Source organism: Antrihabitans spumae (assembly GCF_043944905.1).
GTDB lineage: Bacteria > Actinomycetota > Actinomycetes > Mycobacteriales > Mycobacteriaceae > Antrihabitans > Antrihabitans spumae.
In genome coordinates, this window is the sequence record NZ_JBIMSN010000029.1 from 63,370 (window position 1) to 83,214 (window position 19,845).

General features: G+C 64.2%; 18 protein-coding genes. 4 read left to right on the forward strand and 14 right to left on the reverse strand.

The window, feature by feature from the left end:
• Window positions 1-25: 25 nt before the first annotated feature.
• The 3 genes from ACHIRB_RS07890 to ACHIRB_RS07900 are packed head-to-tail and all read right to left on the reverse strand — an operon-like array spanning window position 26 to window position 2,859.
• Window positions 26-976, reverse strand: coding sequence for an NAD-dependent epimerase/dehydratase family protein (locus ACHIRB_RS07890; RefSeq protein ID WP_395112408.1), 951 nt, complete (start codon window positions 974-976; stop codon window positions 26-28).
• The gene (locus ACHIRB_RS07895; RefSeq protein ID WP_395112407.1) at window positions 973-2,046 is read right to left on the reverse strand and encodes an NAD(P)H-dependent amine dehydrogenase family protein; all 1,074 of its coding nucleotides are present in this window, start codon (window positions 2,044-2,046) and stop codon (window positions 973-975) included. Before ACHIRB_RS07895 ends, ACHIRB_RS07890 begins: the two co-directional genes overlap by 4 nt.
• A gap of 30 nt (window positions 2,047-2,076) precedes the next feature.
• The gene (locus ACHIRB_RS07900) at window positions 2,077-2,859 is read right to left on the reverse strand and encodes an SDR family oxidoreductase (protein ID WP_395112406.1); all 783 of its coding nucleotides are present in this window, start codon (window positions 2,857-2,859) and stop codon (window positions 2,077-2,079) included.
• Between the two features lie 92 nt (window positions 2,860-2,951).
• Here ACHIRB_RS07900 and ACHIRB_RS07905 point away from each other — a divergent pair, with 92 nt between their 5' ends.
• Window positions 2,952-3,548: a TetR/AcrR family transcriptional regulator gene (locus ACHIRB_RS07905; RefSeq protein ID WP_395124653.1), complete on the forward strand. Its 597-nt coding sequence runs from the start codon at window positions 2,952-2,954 to the stop codon at window positions 3,546-3,548.
• 22 nt (window positions 3,549-3,570) lie between these two features.
• Here the strand turns inward: ACHIRB_RS07905 and ACHIRB_RS07910 are convergent, their stop codons facing one another.
• Both ACHIRB_RS07910 and ACHIRB_RS07915 read right to left on the reverse strand, forming a co-directional pair.
• A complete protein-coding gene (locus ACHIRB_RS07910) occupies window positions 3,571-5,718 on the reverse strand; it encodes a S9 family peptidase (RefSeq protein WP_395124652.1) in 2,148 nt (715 codons plus the stop codon).
• A gap of 23 nt (window positions 5,719-5,741) precedes the next feature.
• Window positions 5,742-6,626 carry a phosphoribosylaminoimidazolesuccinocarboxamide synthase gene (locus ACHIRB_RS07915; protein ID WP_395112402.1) on the reverse strand — a complete coding sequence of 295 codons (885 nt, stop codon included), beginning with the start codon at window positions 6,624-6,626 and terminating at the stop codon, window positions 5,742-5,744.
• A 132-nt stretch (window positions 6,627-6,758) separates the two neighbouring features.
• On the opposite strand from ACHIRB_RS07915, the gene ACHIRB_RS07920 reads away from it, so the two are divergent.
• On the forward strand, window positions 6,759-7,832 hold the full coding sequence (locus tag ACHIRB_RS07920) for a DUF2330 domain-containing protein (protein ID WP_395124651.1): 1,074 nt from the start codon (window positions 6,759-6,761) through the stop codon (window positions 7,830-7,832).
• A 32-nt stretch (window positions 7,833-7,864) separates the two neighbouring features.
• On the opposite strand, the gene ACHIRB_RS07925 is transcribed toward ACHIRB_RS07920, so the two are convergent.
• The 4 genes from ACHIRB_RS07925 to ACHIRB_RS07940 form a co-directional block, all read right to left on the reverse strand.
• Window positions 7,865-8,281 carry an HIT family protein gene (locus tag ACHIRB_RS07925; RefSeq protein WP_395112401.1) on the reverse strand — a complete coding sequence of 139 codons (417 nt, stop codon included), beginning with the start codon at window positions 8,279-8,281 and terminating at the stop codon, window positions 7,865-7,867.
• 6 nt (window positions 8,282-8,287) lie between these two features.
• Window positions 8,288-9,709 carry an adenylosuccinate lyase gene (purB, locus tag ACHIRB_RS07930; RefSeq protein ID WP_395124650.1) on the reverse strand — a complete coding sequence of 474 codons (1,422 nt, stop codon included), beginning with the start codon at window positions 9,707-9,709 and terminating at the stop codon, window positions 8,288-8,290.
• A gap of 42 nt (window positions 9,710-9,751) precedes the next feature.
• Window positions 9,752-10,363: a TetR/AcrR family transcriptional regulator gene (locus tag ACHIRB_RS07935; RefSeq protein ID WP_395112398.1), complete on the reverse strand. Its 612-nt coding sequence runs from the start codon at window positions 10,361-10,363 to the stop codon at window positions 9,752-9,754.
• Window positions 10,364-10,437: 74 nt separating this feature from the next.
• The gene (locus tag ACHIRB_RS07940; protein WP_395112397.1) at window positions 10,438-11,589 is read right to left on the reverse strand and encodes a pyridoxal phosphate-dependent aminotransferase; all 1,152 of its coding nucleotides are present in this window, start codon (window positions 11,587-11,589) and stop codon (window positions 10,438-10,440) included.
• 153 nt (window positions 11,590-11,742) lie between these two features.
• Here ACHIRB_RS07940 and ACHIRB_RS07945 point away from each other — a divergent pair, with 153 nt between their 5' ends.
• Entirely contained in the window at window positions 11,743-12,516 is a 774-nt protein-coding gene (locus ACHIRB_RS07945; protein WP_395112396.1) for a M23 family metallopeptidase, read from the forward strand.
• Between the two features lie 65 nt (window positions 12,517-12,581).
• Here the strand turns inward: ACHIRB_RS07945 and purD are convergent, their stop codons facing one another.
• From purD to ACHIRB_RS07960, 3 genes are read right to left on the reverse strand one after another with little or no spacing between them, the layout of a single operon-like run.
• Window positions 12,582-13,835, reverse strand: a complete 1,254-nt coding sequence (gene purD / locus ACHIRB_RS07950; RefSeq protein WP_395124649.1) for a phosphoribosylamine--glycine ligase — start codon at window positions 13,833-13,835, stop codon at window positions 12,582-12,584.
• A gap of 51 nt (window positions 13,836-13,886) precedes the next feature.
• On the reverse strand, window positions 13,887-15,866 hold the full coding sequence (locus ACHIRB_RS07955) for a glycosyltransferase family 39 protein (protein ID WP_395124648.1): 1,980 nt from the start codon (window positions 15,864-15,866) through the stop codon (window positions 13,887-13,889).
• Window positions 15,863-17,089 carry a bifunctional glycosyltransferase family 2/GtrA family protein gene (locus ACHIRB_RS07960; protein ID WP_395124647.1) on the reverse strand — a complete coding sequence of 409 codons (1,227 nt, stop codon included), beginning with the start codon at window positions 17,087-17,089 and terminating at the stop codon, window positions 15,863-15,865. Before ACHIRB_RS07960 ends, ACHIRB_RS07955 begins: the two co-directional genes overlap by 4 nt.
• 79 nt (window positions 17,090-17,168) lie before the next feature.
• Between ACHIRB_RS07960 and ACHIRB_RS07965 the strand changes: the two genes are divergently transcribed.
• Window positions 17,169-17,594 (forward strand): HIT family protein, encoded by a 426-nt coding sequence (locus ACHIRB_RS07965; protein WP_395124646.1) that lies wholly within the window; start codon window positions 17,169-17,171, stop codon window positions 17,592-17,594.
• Here ACHIRB_RS07965 and ACHIRB_RS07970 read toward each other — a convergent pair.
• Window positions 17,570-18,928, reverse strand: coding sequence for a sensor histidine kinase (locus tag ACHIRB_RS07970; RefSeq protein ID WP_395124682.1), 1,359 nt, complete (start codon window positions 18,926-18,928; stop codon window positions 17,570-17,572). The two genes, ACHIRB_RS07965 and ACHIRB_RS07970, sit on opposite strands and share 25 nt — an antisense overlap.
• 53 nt (window positions 18,929-18,981) lie before the next feature.
• On the reverse strand, window positions 18,982-19,701 hold the full coding sequence (locus ACHIRB_RS07975) for a response regulator transcription factor (RefSeq protein WP_307829670.1): 720 nt from the start codon (window positions 19,699-19,701) through the stop codon (window positions 18,982-18,984).
• Window positions 19,702-19,845 lie beyond the last annotated feature (144 nt).

Here is a 19,845-nt window from a genome sequence, read left to right on the forward strand (position 1 = left end):
CGGAGGGCCTACGCACCAAAAGGACTCACGAGGCCGAAGGCCAATAGGGCGACATTTTCAACATCGAGCGCCGCGCCAGCGGGCGGGCGACGGGCATCAGATACCGCTTCCACCCCAATGTCGCGGCGATGTCGGCCGTGATCGAGTCGAAGTCGTAACGCTGATAGCGCAACAGCCGCTGACTCTCGTCGGTGTCGACCCAATCGGTCGCGTAGGCCTTGTCACTGAACGCCTTCGCCGGCAACGGTGACAGCCCCATAGCGGTGAGAATCCGCGTCAGAAACTCCTGGTAGGTGACCTGACAACTCGCACCACCACCGATGAACAGCGTTGTGCCCCAGACTTCGTCGGTCTCCAGCGCGTTCGCCATGGCCAGTGCAGCATCGCGTGGATGCAGGACTTCGATTCGGTTGTGCAGTCCGATCTCGAACATGATCGGTTCGGCGGGCCTGATCCCGATGATCGGCACATCGACGAAGCGTGGGATGAACCAGTCCAGACCCGAATTCCGCACCAGCGCTTCGCATTCGATCTTGTGGCCGCTGTAGCTGTCGATGGCCTGCAGTGGATCGGCGACTCGTCGCGGGGTCGGCTTGTCGAGGGTGTTGCCGTGGACGTCGAAGGTCGACGCGAAGATCAGTCTGGGCGGCGTGGCCTGACGCTGACACGCAGCGATGACGTTGGCGGTGCCGTCGACGTTGATCTGCCGAGCGAGGGTCGGTGCCGCTTCGCTGGCGGGCGGAATCATCGCGGCGAAATGCAGCACCACGTCGACGCCCGCCACTGCACCCGCCACCGCATCGGGATCACGGATGTCTGCCCATCGAACATCGTCGACGGACGAAAAGGCCCTGGCTCGCTTCCTGTCGGCACGAGTGTCTTTGGCAAAGCACCGAACCCGGTGACCGCGAGACAACAGTTCCGCAAGTACGGCGGATCCGATGTTGCCGAATGCGCCGGTCAACAGAATGTTCACGAGCGTGCCCTGATGGTGCCGCGGCCTGGGATCAGCGGAAGATCCAGTGCCGAAACGAGTCCCGGTGCGATGCCGTCGAGGGCCGGTATCGCATTGATCGCCCGCATTCCCGTTGCGAGGCAGCCGCCGGCGATCGGATCGTTGTCGGGGCCACCCCGAAAAGCGGTCTCCTGCGTGATGTTCGGACTTCCTTCGATGATGACGCGGTAGACGTCGTTCTCGACCGAGGTCGCGCGCGGCCAATGCGGCGCCGCGGCATTGGTGATTCGGTTGACGTGTTCGATCACGATCTTCGCCTCGCCAGCGACCCAACCACGAATCTCGAATCGAACGGCCGCCGTCTGCCCCGGCTCGATGACCCCGTACGGATAGACGATCGCCTCCGTCGCAGGCCATTTTTCGTAGACGGTGTCGATTCGGTCCAGCTCAACTCCGACCGCGTCGGCGATCATCGGAATCGTGTGGCCCCACGCGAAGATCAGGATCTCTGGAATCTGCAATATCGCCTGCGTCTCGACCGGCGCACCGATACCCATCGTGGCCTTGTAGTCACCTGCGTAGTTGGCATAGTCGAGCAGTTCCTGAACCCGCACACTGTCGACCCGACCGCACACGCCGAGCAGCGTCATCGGGAACAGGTCGTTCGCGAAGCCCGGATCGATTCCTGTTGTGAAACAGGCTTTTCCGCTCTCGACGCAGGCTTGCTCCAACGCCGACCTCAACTCGCGCGGGCACGGCTTCGGATACACGAGCGGTGTCATCGAGGTCGATACGACGTGCTTGCCCGACCGCAGCGATCGACACATGTTGTCGATGTTCTGGACCGCATATGCGGCTGTCGGACCGAAGTACGCAACCGCATCCGCGTCGATTGCCAACGCAGCATCGATGTCGGTTGTTGCCCTCAGTCCGCACTTCTCGGCTCCGACGAGTTCGCCGACGTCGACGCCGTACTTCACAGTGTCGTGCACGATCACGGCGACAAGTTCGAACTCGGGGTGGTCGAGAAGTTCGCGTATCACCAGCTTGCCTACAACTCCGGTCCCCCACACGATCACTTTGTGCGACACAGTAAGTCAGCCTCTCTGGAGTCTGCCTGGCTAGCGGAAGTACTCGCCTGCGTTGACGAAGATCGTCTGACCGGTGACCATGCGCGCGTAGTCGGATGCGAAGAAGACGGCCGCGTTTGCGACGTCGCCGTCTTCGGGAATTTCACCGAGCGGCATGTTCTTGGTGATCTTCGCCTTGACGTCGGCTTCGGGCACCTTGCGATGTTTCGCCGTCATCTGCACGTACAACTCGACGTTGGGACCCCACATCCACGTCGGCACAACCATGTTCACGCGAATCTTCTTCGGGCCGAGCTCACGGGCGAGTGAGAACATCGCCGCGTGCAGCGCGCCCTTGGATGTTGCGTAGGCCGCCTGTGGGATCTGCGGATGAAACGACGATTGCGTACCGATGAATACCACCGATCCGCCACCCTGTTCGAGTGCGGGCAGCGCCTCCTGAACAAGCTGCAGCGTTCCGATCACGTTGGCGTCCAACATGGCTCGCCACCCTTCGAGGTCGGCACCGGCGAGACCGCCGAACACGTCCTCCTTGGCGGCAACGTTGAAAAGTGCATCCACGCCACCGAATTCGTCGACGGCTTTGGCAATCAGAGCCGCGCAGGCCTGTCGATCCATGATGTCGGTGACGACGTACCGAACGTGCGTGCCGCTCGGATCCAACTCGTCGGCGACGGCCGCCAAGTTGGCTTCGGTGCGTGCGCCGAGCACGACGTTGGCGCCGTCGCGGCGCGCAGCGACAGCAATTTCGCGGCCGAGTCCGGTACCGACGCCGGAGACGACAACCGTCTTGCCTTCGAGCAGGTGGGACATACGATTCTCTTCTGTCGAGGTGCGGTCGGAGACCATAACGTAACGCGATGTAACGATACATTCAACGTAACGCCGCGTTACGATATTCGGCAATGGTCGACTCACTTTCTCCCGACGACACTTCCCGCGACCGCCGCCCCGGACGGCCGCGCGACACCGCCATCGACGACGCCGCGCTCGCCGCTGCCCGCACGCTCCTGGCGGAGGTCGGTTGGGATAGGACGACCATGGTCGCGATCGCCGAACGCGCCGACGTCGGCAAACCCGCCCTCTACCGGCGCTGGCCGTCCAAGACGCATCTGATCTTCGAAGCCGTCTTCGGCTGGGTACCCGACCACGTACCCGTCGCCGAGGCACAGAGCGCCGACGACTGGGTCGAGAGGTCGTTCGACTACACCCTCGACATGTTCGGACGTCCCGACGTGCGAGCGGCACTGCCCGGACTGCTCGCGACCTTGCGCGACAACCCCGACCTACAGTCGAATCTGTGGCGGCAGTTCGGCTCACCAGCGGTCGACATGCTGTCCGACACGCTCGACAACGACGGTGCGACAACGGATTCCGCGCTCGACGCGCAGGCGACCATGCTGCTGATCATCGGGTCGAGCATGCTGGTTCGACTCTTGCTCAGAGGTGACGCCGCCGACGCGGTCTCTGCCCGGCTACCCGGCATCCTTCGCGCCAGGTAGCCGTCGGACCCAAACCCCGAAACTACTTCGCCGCACCCGACGTCGTCAGGATCCACGCGTACTCGAAGGCTGCTTCCTTCCACCGCGCATACCGACCGCTGACTCCCCCGTGCCCCGCCGTCATCTCGGTCTTCAGCAGCAGCGGCGAATCTCCGGTCTTGGTGGCGCGCAGCTTCGCGACCCACTTCGCGGGCTCGACGTAGAGCACCCGGGTGTCGTTGATGCTGGTGATCGCCAGGATTGCGGGATAGTCCTTGGCTTCCACATTTTCGTATGGGCTGTAGGACTTCATGTAGTCGTAGACCTCTTTGTCCGCCAACGGGTTTCCCCACTCGTCCCATTCGATGACGGTCAGCGGCAACGACGGATCGAGGATCGACGTCAGCGGATCCACGAACGGCACGTTGGCGAGGACACCGGCGAACAACTCGGGTGCGAGGTTGGTGATGGCACCCATCAGCAGTCCGCCTGCACTGCCACCGGTCGCGACCATACGGTCCGGCGTCGTTGCGCCGGAGTCGACGAGATGCTGTGCGCAATCGACGAAGTCGGTGAACGTATTTCGCTTGGTGAGCTTCTTGCCGTTCTCGTACCAGAGTCGACCCATCTCGCCGCCGCCGCGAACATGGGCGATCGCAATCACCATGCCGCGGTCGAGCAGCGACAATCGCGCCACCGAGAAACCTGGGTCCTGACTTGCCTCGTAGGAGCCGTAGCCGCCCAACAGCAGTGGCGCCACGCCCGAACCTACGATGCCCTTGCGCGCGACCAGGGAGATGGGGATCTTCGTCCCATCGGCAGCCGTCGCCCAATCACGATGCTGCTCATAGTCGTTCCTGTCGAACTCACCGAGAACCGGCTGCTCCTTGAGGAGTACGAGCTCGCCGGTTGCGAGGGTGTAATCGAACACCTGCGTGGGCGTGATGAACGACGTCAACCCGATGCGCAGGGTCGGCTGCACCCATTCCGGATTGCTCGACAGCCCGACCGAGTACAGCTCGAGCGGGAACTCCAACTCGCGCCGCTCGCCGTAGCCATCGGCGGTCAGCGGCCAAATGGCAAGTCGGGTAAGCGCTTCCCTGCGGTAGCTCAGAACGAGGTGCCCTTCGAACGCGTCGACTTCTTCGAGCCTGACGTCGTCGCGATGAGAAATCAACATCGTCGTGTTCGCCACGTCGTCGACGGGCGCCTCGACCAAGACGAAGTTCTCGGCTTTGACGCCGTCGACAACATCGTTGTGCAGGATCAGGAAACGATCCCGACCTCCTACGACGGCATGCTCGACGCTGTATTCGACACCCTCGCGACGGGGCATGATGACGGTGAATTCGCCTTCGGGATCGGCGGATTCGAGCACCCACCCCTCCGTGGTGATCTTCGATCCGACCCAGATCATCAGATACTTCTCGCTGCGAGTCGAACCGATGCCGACCCAAAAGCGTTCGTCGGGTTCGTGAAACACCTTGACGTCGCTGGCTTTTTCGGTGCCGAGCTTGTGCCGCCACACCGTGTCGGGACGCCACGCATCGTCGACCGTCATATAAAAGACGTGCGCTCGGTCGAGCGACCACGTCGCACCCGGAGCAGCACCACTCACCTCGTCGGGCAACAACTCGCCGGTGGTGAGGTCGAGGAAACGCAGGGTGTATCGCTCGTCGCCGACGATGTCGAAGGAGTAGGCGAGCAGCGTGCCGTCATGACTGATCGAGAACGCACCCAACGCGAAGAACTCGTGGCCCTCCGCGAGGACATTGCTGTCGAGCAGGACCTGCTCGTTCGGCACAGCCACCGAGGCCGTCAGCTGCGGTGGCGTCCAGTCGTCCGGACCGGAGATCGGGCACCGGCAATGCACGCCGTACTGCTTGCCCGCGAAGCTACGCGAGTAGTACCAAAAATCGCCCATCCGCGTCGGCACCGACAGGTCGGTCTCCTGGGTGCGCGACTTGATCTCACCGAAGATGGCGTCGCGCAGCGGTTGCAGCTGACGCGTCTCCTGATCGGTGTACGCATTCTCCGCCTCGAGATAGGCGACTAACTCGGCGTTCTCCTTCTCGCGCAGCCACTCGTACTCGTCGACGAACACGTCGCCGTGATGGACGCGCTCCTTGGGCACCTTCTTGGCGATCGGCGGGTCGAGAGCGAATTCTCCTTGTGAAGCATCTGCGGACATGGCGTCAACCGTAGCGGACGACCTCAGTGCACCCAGTCGGCGAACGAGAGTCCGGAGATCCGCTCGTAAGCCTCGATGTACCGGGTGCGCGTCGCCGCGACGATGTCGTCGGGAAGCGGTGGCGGCGGTCCGTCGGCTGCACGATCCCAGCCGGAATCGGCACTGGTCAGCCAGTTGCGTACGAACTGCTTGTCGAAGCTGGCCTGTCCCTTGCCCTCCGCGTAACCGTCAGCAGGCCAGTAGCGCGACGAATCCGGCGTGAGAACCTCGTCGGCAAGGATCAGGTTGTTGTTCTTGTCGAGGCCGAATTCGAACTTCGTGTCCGCAAGGATCAATCCCGTGCCCTCCGCGTAGTTCGACGCCCGGAAGTAGATGTCCAGAGTGTCTTCACGCAGTTTGAACGCCAGCTCCGGGCCGAGCTGATCGACGACGGTCTGGAAGTCGATGTTCATATCGTGCTGACCGAGGTCGGCCTTGGTGGCCGGTGTGAAAATGGGGTCGTCGAGTTTGCTGCCCTCGACCAGGCCCTTCGGCAACGGGATCCCGCATACGCCGCCCGTCTTCTGGTAGTCGACCAAGCCGGACCCGACCAGATATCCGCGGGCGACGCATTCGATCTCGATCATTTTCAGCCGCTTGACCACCATGGCCTGACCGACCAGCTCGGCCGGGATGCGCTGATCCTCCGGATCGCCCGCAAGATGATTCGCCGCGCCGAGTAGATCGAAGAAGAAGAAACTCATCGCGGTCAGCACGCGTCCCTTGTCGGGAATCGGCGTGGTCAAGACATGGTCGTAGGCAGATATGCGGTCGGTCGCGACGAGCAACATGTAGTCGTCGTCGATGGCGTAGAGCTCGCGGACCTTCCCACGAGAGAGGTACTTGTACGAAGACAATGATGGGCGCACGAAGGCACCCTATCGGGATCACGTGCGTCCGCGGTGATTAGTGAGAACTTCACCGGTCTTCGACACGGTGTTGTCGGAATCCGTACCACTTTCTCGGCCGTCGACGAGGCTCGCGATCGCTAATGTCGTCCCATGCGTGTCCTCGCCCTGCTCGGTCGACCTGCGACAGTCCTAGCCATCGTGCTTGCCGGCTTCTTTGTGACCACTGCTGCACCGGCGTCGGCGTGTGCTTGCGGCGGCGTCGTGAGCACCGACCCTGCCGCTGCAGTGAACGGCGAAGCGGCGCTTGTGCATTGGGACGGTTCGATCGAGACCATCGTCATGCGTCTGACGCTGCAATCCAGTGGCGACAACGCCGCCCTCGTCATCCCGACGCCTGCGCCGGCCATGGTGACCGCTGGAAAGGCGTCGACTTTCGACGAATTGGAAGAACTGACCGCGACGCGCGTCCGAACCGAGTTGCAGTGGTGGGAAAGTCGCGAAACAAGCGGCGGGAGTGGCGAATACGACACCGCAGGCGCAAGTCCACCCGGCGGCGGACCCACGGTCCTGACGCAGGTGCAACTCGGTCCGCTCGAAGCAACGACACTTGCGGGCGGCGATGCGCCCGGCCTACAGAGCTGGCTGGCCACGAACGGTTACACGATGAAGCCCGAGGTGACGGCCTCGCTTGCGCCGTACATCGAGGAAGGCTGGGCTTTCGTCGCGATGCGGCTCACGAGCGACGTCCCGCTCGCCGGTGGCCTCGACCCCGTCACCTTGACGTTTCCGTCGACGCGCATGGTCTATCCGATGCGAATGTCCGTCGCGGCAGGCCGATCTCAGGAAGTCACCGTCTACACACTGTCCGAGCACCGTCAGCGGCGCAGCGACGCCGACGCTGACACCCAGAGTGTCGACACCGAGTTCGCCGGCCGAGTCGATGGCGTAAGCGATCCTGGGCTCGCCGAACTCGTCGGATCGGGTGCGTATTTGACCCGGTTGTCAACGTTCATCGGAGACCCGAAGCGGATCAGCTCCGATTTCGAGTTCTCGAACGCTGCGAGCGACGATGAATACGTTCGCTACCGCTACATCTCGCAGGACGTGCGGATATTCGGGTTCATGGGCGGACCGTTCCTGGTCGCGGTCGGCACGTTCGTCCTGGTCGGTCTCGCGGTTCTCGGGTTCGCGCTCGTGCGAACAGGCCGGCTACGCCGGTCGTGAGTCCTTTCGGAGGGTGGAACCTCCGAAAGGACTCACGAGGCGCGCAGCGCCCTACTGATCGACCCGGCGAGATAGTCCAGATCGGCACGACGCGGACTCGTCGGGCGGCCCCGCAGACCGAACCCGTCGCCACCTGTGCGGGGTATGACGTGCAGATGTACGTGAAATACCTCTTGACCTGCGGCGACCCCATCGGCGAGGAAGAAGTTGACGCCGTCACATGCGACTTCACTGGCCCGTAACGCAGCCGCCAGCCGCTGACCCACCTGAAACAGCTTGCCGCCGACCGCAGGATCGAGCTCTGCGAGGCTGCGCGCGGGCACCTTCGGGATCACCAGCAGATGGCCGGGTGTGAACGGCCGGATGTCCATAAACGCGAAGACGTCGTCGTCCTCGTACAGCGGACTCACCGGCGCTCGACCAGCGAGGATGTCGTCGAATACGGTCACTGTCGCCTACAGAATCGGACTCGGCACGTATGCCGCTGCCGCCGGGTACTGCTCGGCCAGCTTCTGCACCGCCGCGACAACGGCCGAGACCTGCGCATCTGCCCCGCCGATGAACGCCGACTTGTCGGCCAGCGCGGCGTCGAGCCCGGCGCGGTCGAGCGGCAAACGATCGTCGCCGGCCAACCTGTCGAGTAGATCGGGTTCCCTACCCTGCTCACGCATCGCAAGCGCGACCGCGACGGCGTGTTCCTTGATCACTTCGTGCGCGGTCTCTCGACCGACACCGGTGCGGACCGCTGCCATGAGGATCCGGGTCGTTGCAAGGAACGGCAGGTACCGGTCCAGCTCACGCGAGATCACCGCGGGGTAGGCACCGAATTCGGCAAGGACGGTCAGGAACGTCTCCATCAGACCGTCGATCGCGAAGAACGAGTCCGGCAGCGCAACCCGCCGCACGACCGAGCAAAATACGTCGCCTTCGTTCCACTGCGCGCCTGCGAGTTCGGCTGCCATCGAGCCGTAACCGCGCAGAATTACCTGCAGACCGTTGACGCGCTCGCACGAACGGGTGTTCATCTTGTGCGGCATCGCCGACGACCCGACCTGACCCGGCTGGAAGCCTTCGGTCACCAGCTCGTGGCCTGCCATCAGGCGAATCGTGTGTGCAAGCGACGACGGACCCGCGGCGACCTGAACCAGCGCGGAGACGACGTCATGATCGAGCGAGCGCGGATAGACCTGTCCGACGCTGGTGAACACGTGGGAGAACCCGAGGTGCGTCGCAATCTTCTGCTCCAGCGCATCCAGTTTCGCGGCGTCGCCTCCGACGAGGTCGAGCATGTCTTGCGAGGTACCCATCGGGCCCTTGATGCCACGAAGCGGGTACCGAGCGATGAGCTCTTCCAACCGCGTCAACGCGACCAGCAATTCGTCGGCAGCGGATGCGAAGCGCTTACCGAGTGTGGTCGCCTGGGCAGCGACGTTGTGCGAGCGGCCAGCCATGACGAGCGGCGAATACTCGGCCGCACGTTCGGCCAGACGCGCTGCAACGGCGACACCGTGCGCGTGGACATGCTCGAGCGAGAGCCGAATTTGGAGTTGCTCGACGTTCTCTGTCAGGTCGCGGCTGGTCATGCCTTTGTGGACCTGCTCGTGTCCGGCGAGAGCGTTGAACTCCTCGATCCGCGCCTTCACATCGTGGCGCGTCACCCGCTCGCGCGCGGCGATGGACGCGAGGTCGACATTTTCGAGCACCCGTTCGTAATCCGCGATCGCGTCGGCAGGCACATCGACGCCGAGGTCGGCCTGCGCGCGCAGAACTTCGAGCCAGAGGCGACGCTCCAGAACGATTTTGTATTCGGGCGACCACAGCCGCACCAATTCGGGGCTGGCGTACCGGTTGGCTAAAACGTTCGGGATGTTGCTCACGAAAGGCCAGTCTACGGACTCGCAGCCGACGCTCGACGCGCTCTACCGCTGTACAGGCGGCGCGACGATATCGATCACGTCGAGGAGCGCGCTCCGAGCCATCACACGCGGGTCCGGGTCGGGTTCGCTGAACGCACAGACAACAGCGCCGTCGACGATGGCGACCAGTCGCCGCAACTGCTCCTGCCGACACGCGCGCCCGGACCGGCGGAGAACGTCGGCGAGCAGATCGTCGAGTTGCGCACGTAGCCGAACCTGAACGTCGCGCACCTCGGGATGACGTGCCGATGCCACGGATCGTTCGTATCGAACGATCAACTGTTCGCGCGAGCTCGGATCGGGCCCCTCCGGGCCGACGAGCAGGTCGACGATCAGATCAACGGTCGATTCGGCTCCCCTGCGACGATGGGAAACCTCGGCGACTCGGTCGCGCATCAGCGACAACTCGGCGCTACCGGTGTGTTCCACCGCCCGCGCGATGAGGTCTTCGAGCGATGCGAAGTAGTACGTCGTCGATGCGAGCGGGAGGTCGGCGCGCGTGGCTACCGATCGGTGCCTGACCGCATCGAAACCACCCTCGAGCAAAAGCTCAGCAGCGGCCGCGACCAACGCCTGGCGACGACGTTCGCCTTTGGGTGTCGTCGCTGTGGTCACCTGGCTATGGTGCCAGCACGGCACGTTCCATCCATACGAAATGAGCAAGGCCGACTGGAACGCGTTCTGCGTTTCTACAGGCTCTGCAACCGCTGCAACGCTTCCGCTATCTCCGCCGTCGCGCCTGCAAACGAAAACCGAACGGTACGAGTACCTCTCGCTGTGTCGAAGTCGACGCCGGGGGCCAGCGCAACGCCGGTTTCGGCGAGCACGTCGCGACACCACGTCGTCGAATCGTCGGTGAGATGGCCGATGTGGGCGTAGACGTAGAACGCGCCGTCGGCCGGTGCCAGTTCGGTGATGCCGAGCTGTGGCAATCCGGTCAGAAGGAGCTCACGGTTGACGCTGTAGCGCCGCACGTGGGAGTCCAACTCCGCCTTCGATTCTGCAGTGAAGGCCGGTATGGCCGCGTACTGCGATATCGCGGGCGGGCAGACGGTCATGTTCGACGCCAATCGCTGCAACGCGCGGCGCAGACCCGGCGGCACCAACATCCAGCCGAGCCGCCAGCCCGTCATCGAGAAGTACTTCGACACCGATCCGATAACCACCGATTCGCGCGAGGTCTCCCATGCCGACGACGTCGTCACGTCGTCGCCGTAGGTGATGCCGTGGTAGATCTCGTCGGAAATCAGCAGGGTGCCGTGTTCATCGCACCAGCGGGCGATCAGAGCGAGTTCGAGCGGATCGATCACGGTGCCGGTCGGATTCGCTGGACTCGCGACGATCAGACCGGCGGGCGGTGACGGGAGCGCCTCGAGCATCGCCACCGTCGGCTGGAATCTCACTTCGGGTCCGCAGTCGAGTTCGACAACTCGACAGCCAAGTGCGGCAAGGGTATTCCGATACGCGGGGTAACCAGGACTGGCTACGACGACGGTGTCGCCGAGGTCGAAGGCAGCGAGAAAGATGAGCGTGAACGCGCCCGACGATCCGGTTGTCACCACGACGTCCTCTGCGTCGACGGTGACGCCGGAAACCTGACGATGGTGTGCGGCGATGGCGGATCGAAGCGGCTCGATGCCGAATGTCTCGGTGTAGCCGAGCAACTCGGCGTCCAACGCCGCGCGAGTCGCGCGCAACACCGGCGCAGGAGCCGACGTGGACGGTTGTCCCGCGGCAAGCGATAGCACATCGCCGTGAGTCCGAGCCCGTTCGGTCGCGGCCTTCAAGACATCCATGACGTGAAACGGTTCGACTTGGGACCGCAGCGATTCGGAGCGCACCTCCACGACGCTAGCTGGCCTTGCACTACAACCCGGTATCGACTTGGACCGAACCTCTCTTGGGGTATTTCACGACTGTTATGGTCGCGTACAGATGCCCGGGTCGGTCAAAGCCGCACGGGCACACGAACACGTACGACCGAAGGACGATGGTTGCTGGGCTTGGTGGGCCGAACCCGCGCGCTTGTCGTGGTATTGGCTGCCGCGGCACTATTCGTCGCCTCCGATACGTCCCATCTCGACGTCACCCCCCGCTCCACGACCTCGCCCGATGTGGCACCTGCGGTGTTTGCGCGTAGCGCCGAGGTCGAACCACTCGACCTCGATCACGACATCGAATTGCTGTCCACACCAGGCTCCGACCTGTCGTACCTGAAGCAGATCGCAAAAGGTGAACGGATCCGCGAGCAGAAGGTTGTCGCCATCGCAGCGGCGGCAACGCTCGAACGAGCAAAGCGTGAAGCAGCTGCTGCAGTTGCAGGCGAATACCAGCCGTGGATGTCCGGTTCGGGTGGAACCGGTTCGGTACTGCCCGGCGTCGGTGGGTACACCCTGCCTGCGCGTGGGGTGTTCACATCGGGATTCGGCGCCCGCTGGGGCGCCATGCACGCAGGCATCGACATCGCCGGACCGATCGGCACGCCGATCTACTCGGTCTCCAACGGCACGGTCATCGACGCAGGTCCGGCCGCGGGATTCGGGCTGTGGGTGCGCATTCGCCACGACGACGGTGCCGTCACCGTCTACGGCCACCTGTACGACTTCTTCGTGTCCGTCGGCGAGCGGGTGCCCGCCGGGATGCAGATCGCGCGGATGGGCAACCGCGGCGATTCGACCGGGCCGCACCTGCACTTCGAAGTGATCATGGACGGCCAACACGTGGACCCGCAGCGCTGGTTGGCCTTGCACGGGATGCGGGTCGGCTAGCAGGTACGGCGTCAGGGGCACCCTGACCTCGCTCGACGGTGTGAGTGGACCACCCACACCACGGATCAGATGCTGATGCGGCCCTCGACGGCAGCCAAACCGATGTCGGTCCGGAAATGCCCGCCCGCCAGCCTGATGGCTGCCAACGTCTCGTAAGCATAAGCACGCGCGCCTGCAAGGTCGGTCCCGACACCGACAACACTGAGCACCCGGCCACCCGACGAAATCAACGCACCGTCGTCCCGCTTGGCAGTCCCTGCATGCAGCACCTCGTCGCCGTCGGCGCCGGTGATCACGTCGCCGGAGCGTGGGCGCCCCGGATAGTTCTCTGCCGCAAGCACAACCGTCACCGCGGCCCCGTCCCGCCACTGCAGCGGACCGACAGAATCCAACGTTCCCGTCGCGGTCGCCTTCAGCAACTCACCGAACGGACTTTCCAGTAGTGCCAGCACGGCCTGCGTTTCCGGATCGCCGAAGCGGCAGTTGAATTCGATCACGGTCGGGCCTTCGGAATCGATCGCAAGACCCGCGTAGAGCAGCCCGGAGAACGGGCAGCCGCGCCGCACCATTTCCGAGGCGACCGGACGAGCGACCTCGTCGACGATGCGCGCGACCATCGCTGCGGGCAACCACGGCAGGGGTGTGTAGGCGCCCATACCGCCGGTGTTGGGCCCGGTATCGCCGTCGCCGACGCGTTTGTGGTCTTGCGCGGGTAGCAACGGGACGACGGTCTCCCCGTCGACCAGGCAGAACAGCGACACCTCGGGGCCGGACAGAAACGATTCGAGCAGTACCGGATGCCCACGCTCGAGGAGTTCGGCGGCGTGATCCCGTGCGGCGCGGCGGTCGGCGGTGACGACGACACCCTTGCCAGCGGCGAGGCCGTCGTCCTTCACGACCCACGTCGGCCCGAACCGGTCGAGGGCAGCGTCGAGCTCCGCCGGGGTGTCGACGATCTCGCTGAGGGCGGTCCGCACGCCGGCCGCGGCCATCACGTCCTTGGCAAATGCCTTCGAACCTTCGATACGAGCGGCCGCTGCCGATGGTCCGAAGGTTGCAATACCAGCAGCACGGACGGCATCCGCAACGCCGAGCACAAGGGGAACCTCGGGACCGATGACGACGAGGTCCGCAGCGATCTTCGTTACCAGCGCAACGACGTCCTCCGCGGACGACGCGTTCACCTGATGCAGGGTCGCGGCAGACGCGATACCAGCGTTGCCGGGTGCACAGTGGACCTCGGACACACCAGGGTCGCGCCCGAGGGCAAGTGCCAAGGCATGTTCACGAGCTCCGGAGCCGATGACGAGTACGCGCACGATCAGTCAGCCTAATCTGCGCGCACCCGGTGCGTCGAAACGCTCGGATCGTCAGCTGCCCGCTTTGGGCTTGGTCAGGTCGTAGACGGTCACGCCGTCCACCTGTGCCGAGGCGAAGTTCGATTCGACCCAGTCCGAGATCAGCGCCGATCCGCCGGACCCCGACCCACGCATTCTCTCCATGCCGCTCGCGATGAAGTAGTGCACTTTCCCGTCGGTCACGTCCCGCTCGAACTGCTGCAAGGTCGGCGAAGGATCCGTCCCGTTGAAACCACCGATCGGCATGACAGGAAAGCCCGTTGCCAGTTGATATCCCGCGGCACTGTTGGCACCGATGGTCGCGGCCATCCAGGTGTAGGACTCCGCTCCCCGTTCCAGCAGTTCGACCACCTCGGGGCCGGGCGTGCTGCCCTTCAACAGACCACCGCCAGGTCCGCCTCCCATCGCCTCGACAGCGTTGGCCAGCCATTCGGGTATCCCTCCGCCGAGTTGCCCCGCTTCGCCCGGCCCCTGACCACGATGGCGGCCACCGAACATGTCGCCCCCACTCGGTGACGGGCCCGCGGATACCAGCGAACCCACCCTCGGCCGCGATATCGTCTCCGCCGCATACGCCGCCGGACCCGCAAGAGCGACGAACAACGCTGCGACGACGCCGACGACCGCAATCCGACGCGACAGCGCGATCGGGACGAGCAGCGCGACGGCCGCAAGAATCGCAGTGGCGGCAATCGCCCAACGCAGCCACGGTAGGAAATCCTCTGTACGGCCGAGCAAGATCCAGGCCGTGACCGCCGTAGCCACGACCACGATTCCGAGAGCTGTTCGTACCCAGATCTTTTCACGACTTCGCCAGGCAACCACCGCTCCCGACCCGACCAAGGCGGCAACCGCAGGTGCTAGCGCGACCGTGTAGTACGAGTGGAAGATCCCCGCCATATAGCTGAAGACACCACCCGTCACCACAAGCCAGCCACCCCAGACGATGAACGACGCGCGCTGCGGATCCATCCGAGCTGCTCTGCCCCGCAGTGCAATTCCCACGACGAGCAGCAATAGGGCGGCGGGGAGCAACCAGGCGATCTGGCCACCCTGAGCGGGACCGAACATCCGAGTCAACCCGGACGAGCCCCACATCTTGCCGCCACCGTGCTCGGCGAATTCCTCGGCGAACTGCCCGCCGGCCGGGCCGCCGCCGACGCTGCCACGCTCGTTGCCGTCGATCCGGCCGAGGCCGTTGTAGCCGAGCGTCAACTCGACGATCGAATTGTTCTGCGAGCCACCGATCCACGGTCGCGACGAAGCAGGCCACAATTCGACAAGTAACAACCATGACCCAGCCGTGGCAACCAACGCTCCACCCGCAGCGAGCAAGTGAACGATCCGTTTGCCGAGCTTCGGCGGCCCTGCGAGCAAGTACGTCAACGCAAGTGGCGGCACCACCAACATCACCGCCAACTGCTTCGTCAAAAAGCCGAGGCCGACCAACACTCCCGTCGCAACGAGCCACCGCATCCTGCCGTCTTCGACTCCACGCAGCAATGCCCACACCGCTGCGATCATCAGGAACACCAGCAGCGCATCGGGATTGTTGAAGCGGAACATCAGCACGACAACCGGTGTCACCGCTAGTACCAACCCGGCAAGCAGGCCTGCCGCAGCGCCGAAATACTTGCGCACGGTCGCCCACAACAGCGCGACCGAGGCGACGCCGAGAAGGGCCTGTGGCACCAGGATCGACCAGCTACTCAACCCGAAGATGCGGATCGACAACGCCATCAACCACAGCGACGCAGGCGGTTTGTCGACGGTGATCGAGTTCGCCGCATCCGACGATCCGAACAGAAATGCCTTCCACGACACCGAGCCTGCTTGCGCCGCAGCAGAATAGAAGGAGTTCGCCCAGCCTGCAGCCCCGAGCCCCCACACGTAGGCGATCAGGGTGGCCACCAGTAGCGCAGCGAGTGCCCCTAGCTCCCAAGGCTTCCGAGAGTCCGGCTGCGCGACGGGACTAGTTTCAGTCGCTCTCATCGAACCTGCTCTACACCGGCGCGGAACACCCACCGCAGCCCGACGAACCGCACGACGGTCGCGACCAGATTCGCTGCCACCAACACCGCCAGATCAACGTGTTTGGTTGCGGCAGGAGCCCATTCGTGCAGCAGGAACAGCGAACCACTTGTCAGGGCGAGCGCGAGACCGAAAACGACGAGGCCCTGCACCTGCTGCTTGGCCGCACCGCCCGACCCGCGAACACCGAAGGTGAAGGCGCGGTTGGCGGCGGTGTTCGCGATCGCGGTGATCAGCAATGCGGTGAAGTTGGCAGCCTGAGCACCCATCACAGGGTGCAGCAGGAGGTACAGCAGCGCGTAAGCGAGAGTGCTTGCCACACCGACGATTCCGAATCGCACGAGCTGACCGACCATTCCCCTCGGCACGCCATGCACCAGCGGCTCACGACCGAGGCTACGTCGCAGTTCGTTCACCGGAAGCGTTCCAACGAACAGGGCCCGGCTCAACCGAGCGACGCCGAGCAGATCCTTGCGGATGGTATCGACGATGTCGACGCGCGAATCCGGATCGTCGACCCAGTCGACAGGCACCTCGTGGATCCGCAGACCGATGCGTTCGGCAAGCACGAGCAGTTCGGTATCGAAGAACCACTCGCCATCTTCGATCAGCGGAAGTAACTGCTGCGCCACAGTTCTCCGCATCGCCTTGAAGCCGCACTGGGCATCGGAGAACTTCGCGTGCAGCGACGCACGAAGCACGAGGTTGTACCCGCGGGAGATGAGCTCGCGCTTCGGTCCGCGGACGACGCGCGCCGACCTGTTCAGCCGAGAGCCGATCGCAACATCCGAGTGTCCGGATACCAGCGGCGCAACCAGCGGCATCAGCGCATTCAGATCGGTCGACAGGTCGACGTCCATGTACGCGACGACCTCGGCGTCCGATGCGGTCCACACCGACCGCAGGGCGCGACCGCGTCCTTTCGCATCCAGATGCACCACCCGGACCCCGTCCAACTCCAACGCGACACGATAGGCGACGGACAGCGTCTCGTCGGTGCTCGCGTTGTCGGCAATGGTGATGCGGGCCGTGTACGGCACTTCGCTCTTCAGATACCGATGCAGCCTTCGCACACACCGCTCGAGGTCGGCCTCCTCGTTGTACACGGGCACAACGATGTCGAGCGTTGGGGCGCCGATCGTGCGGGTCGAAGCTCGCTCGGGCCGCGTCAGTGGTTCGGTCATGAGGTGAACTCTTGTGCTGCAAGCTTCGCCGATCCTGGGTCGAGGCTGTGAGTTACCTGGCAGCGCTAGGGTCGAACCCATGCCTTCCGTTTTTTCCATGATCATCGCCGGCGACATACCTGGACGATTCGTCTGGGAAGACGACGACGTCGTCGCATTCCTCACGATTGCCCCGGTCACTCCCGGCCACACGCTTGTGGTGCCACGCAAAGAGATCGACCAGTGGCAGGACGTCTCCCCCGCCGAATTCGCGCAGCTGACGACCGTCGCGCAGAAGATCGGGCAGGCGGTTCGCAAAGGCTGGGATGCTCCCCGCGCCGGTCTCCTGATTGCCGGTCTCGAAGTACCGCACCTGCATCTGCACGTCTTCCCGGCATTCGACATGGGCAACTTCGACATCTCGAGTGCTGACACCGAAGCGTCGGGCGAGTCGCTCGACGAGGCAGCGGCGACCATCAAAGCCGCACTTCGCGACCTCGGCTACGGCGGAAACGTCCCGGACTGACGCGGCAGGGCGACGGTGAAGGTCGCGCCTTCGCCTGCGATGCTGTCGACCTGCACAGTGCCGCCGTGTGCCGCCACCAGCGCGGCCACGATCGACAGCCCGAGTCCGGTGCCGCCACTACCGCGGGTTCGGGACGAGTCGGTTCGATAGAAGCGCTCGAAGACCTTGTCGACGTCGGCCTCGGGCAGACCGCGTCCGGTGTCGGCGACCTGCAGGATCGCGTCGTTCTCGGTCGTCGTCACCCGCACGGTGACAGTCGCTTCTGGCGGAGTGTGGGTGAGCGCGTTGCCCACCAGGTTCGACAACACCTGTCGCAGCCGTGCCGAGTCGCCGATCGTTTCCGGCGTCCCGGGTCCGTCGAGTACCACCAGATCGATCGTGCGTCCCGGAGCAATCGCTCGGGCATCGTGGACGGCGTCACTTGCCAACGCGAGTAGGTCGACCGGCTTGCGCTCGAGTGGGCGCTGCGCGTCGAGCCGAGCGAGCAGCAGCAGATCCTCGACGAGGAGACCCATACGTGACGATTCGCTCTCGATTCGATTCATCAACATTTTTGTGTCGGTGGCAGCGCCCTGACGGAACAGTTCGGCGAAACCGCGAATCGTCGTCAGCGGCGTCCGCAATTCATGACTCGCATCGGCGACGAATCTGCGCATCTTCTCCTCTGAGCGCTTCGCCGCAGCTTCGGACGCCGCGGATACGGCAAACGCGTGCTGAATCTGCGACAGCATTCCGTTCAGCGCAACCGACAGCCGATCCACCTCGGTGTTGTTGCCCTGCACGGGCACTCGACGATGCAGGTCGCCTGCCGCGATGGCCGCGGCGGTGCCCTCGACAGCGACGAGCGGACGCAGACTACGCCGGATGACGAAGTAGGCGCCGACCCCCAGCAGGAGCAACACCGCGGCGCCGATGCCTACTTGTAGCCCGATCAGCCGGTCGACGGTCTCCTGATTTTCGTCCAGTTTGATCGCGACGGTGGTTGTCCCCTCCGGCGACGTGGTGCTGAGAACTCGCCACTGGACCGACGAGTCGCCGACGGACCCGACAGTCACCGGAACTCGGGTCGGTGAACCCGGCAACGCGGGTTCGACCGGGCCGTCGTTGATCGTCAACACCCGCTGATCCGCGGTCTGCAACCGTACGTAGAACAGGCTCGGCGGCCGGCCTGGACTTGGCATACCGGGCGGACCCGGTGGGGACGCACGAATCATGCGTGGCTTCGCCCAACCGTCGGCTGCTTCACGCAGTTGCTGATCGGTCCGATGCAGCAGCGAGTTCTCGATTGCCGACGTCACCGCGATTCCCGACGCAACGAGCCCGAGCGCAGCCATGACAACCAGCGCGGCAACCAGCGTGACGCGCAGCGGGATGCCGGCAAGTCGTCTCACCGTGGTTCGCGCATCACATAACCCACACCGCGGAGCGTGTGGATCAGCCGCCGATCGCCGGTGTCGACCTTGCGTCGCAGATAGGAGACGTAGGACTCGACGACGCCGACCTCGCCACCGAAGTCGTAGCGCCACACGTGATCCAGAATCCGCGGCTTGCTCAGCACCGTTCCGGCGTTGACCATGAAGTACCGCAGCAAGGTGAATTCGGTCGGCGAGAGCGCAACCGGCTCACCGTCTTTCCACACCTCGTGGGTGTCGTCGTCCAGTTCGATGTCGGCGAACGTCAGTCGTGACGACCGCACCTCCCCGGCGCCCTTGCCTGCTCTGCGCAGAATGACTCGAAGCCTGGCGACCACTTCTTCGAGGCTGAACGGCTTGGTGACGTAGTCGTCGGCACCGAGCGTGAGTCCCGTTATCTTGTCGTCGAGTTCGTCTCGCGCAGTCAGGAACAGGACGGGAGCATCGATACCGTCGGCGTGCAGTCTGCGGAGCAGCCCGAAACCGTCCATCCCCGGCATCATCACGTCGAGGATCATCGCGTCGGGCCGAAACGACCGAGCCTTGTCGAGCCCCTCGGCACCGTTCGCCGCCGACGACACCTCGAAGCCCTGGAAGCGCAAGCTCACCGACAGCAACTCGACGATCATCGGTTCGTCGTCGACGACCAGCACACGCGCCTCGGCGTTCTTCGGTGTTGGAGTCGAAAGGGTCACCCATACAGCTTTACCCCCATCGCTAGGCCCGACCTGGGTGATTCCTGCGAATTCCCTGTGAATGCCGTCGCACGGCGGGTGGGACTTTTCACATGCAGGTCGTCGGACCGAGCAGATCGACCGACGCGCCCATAGGGTTGGGGC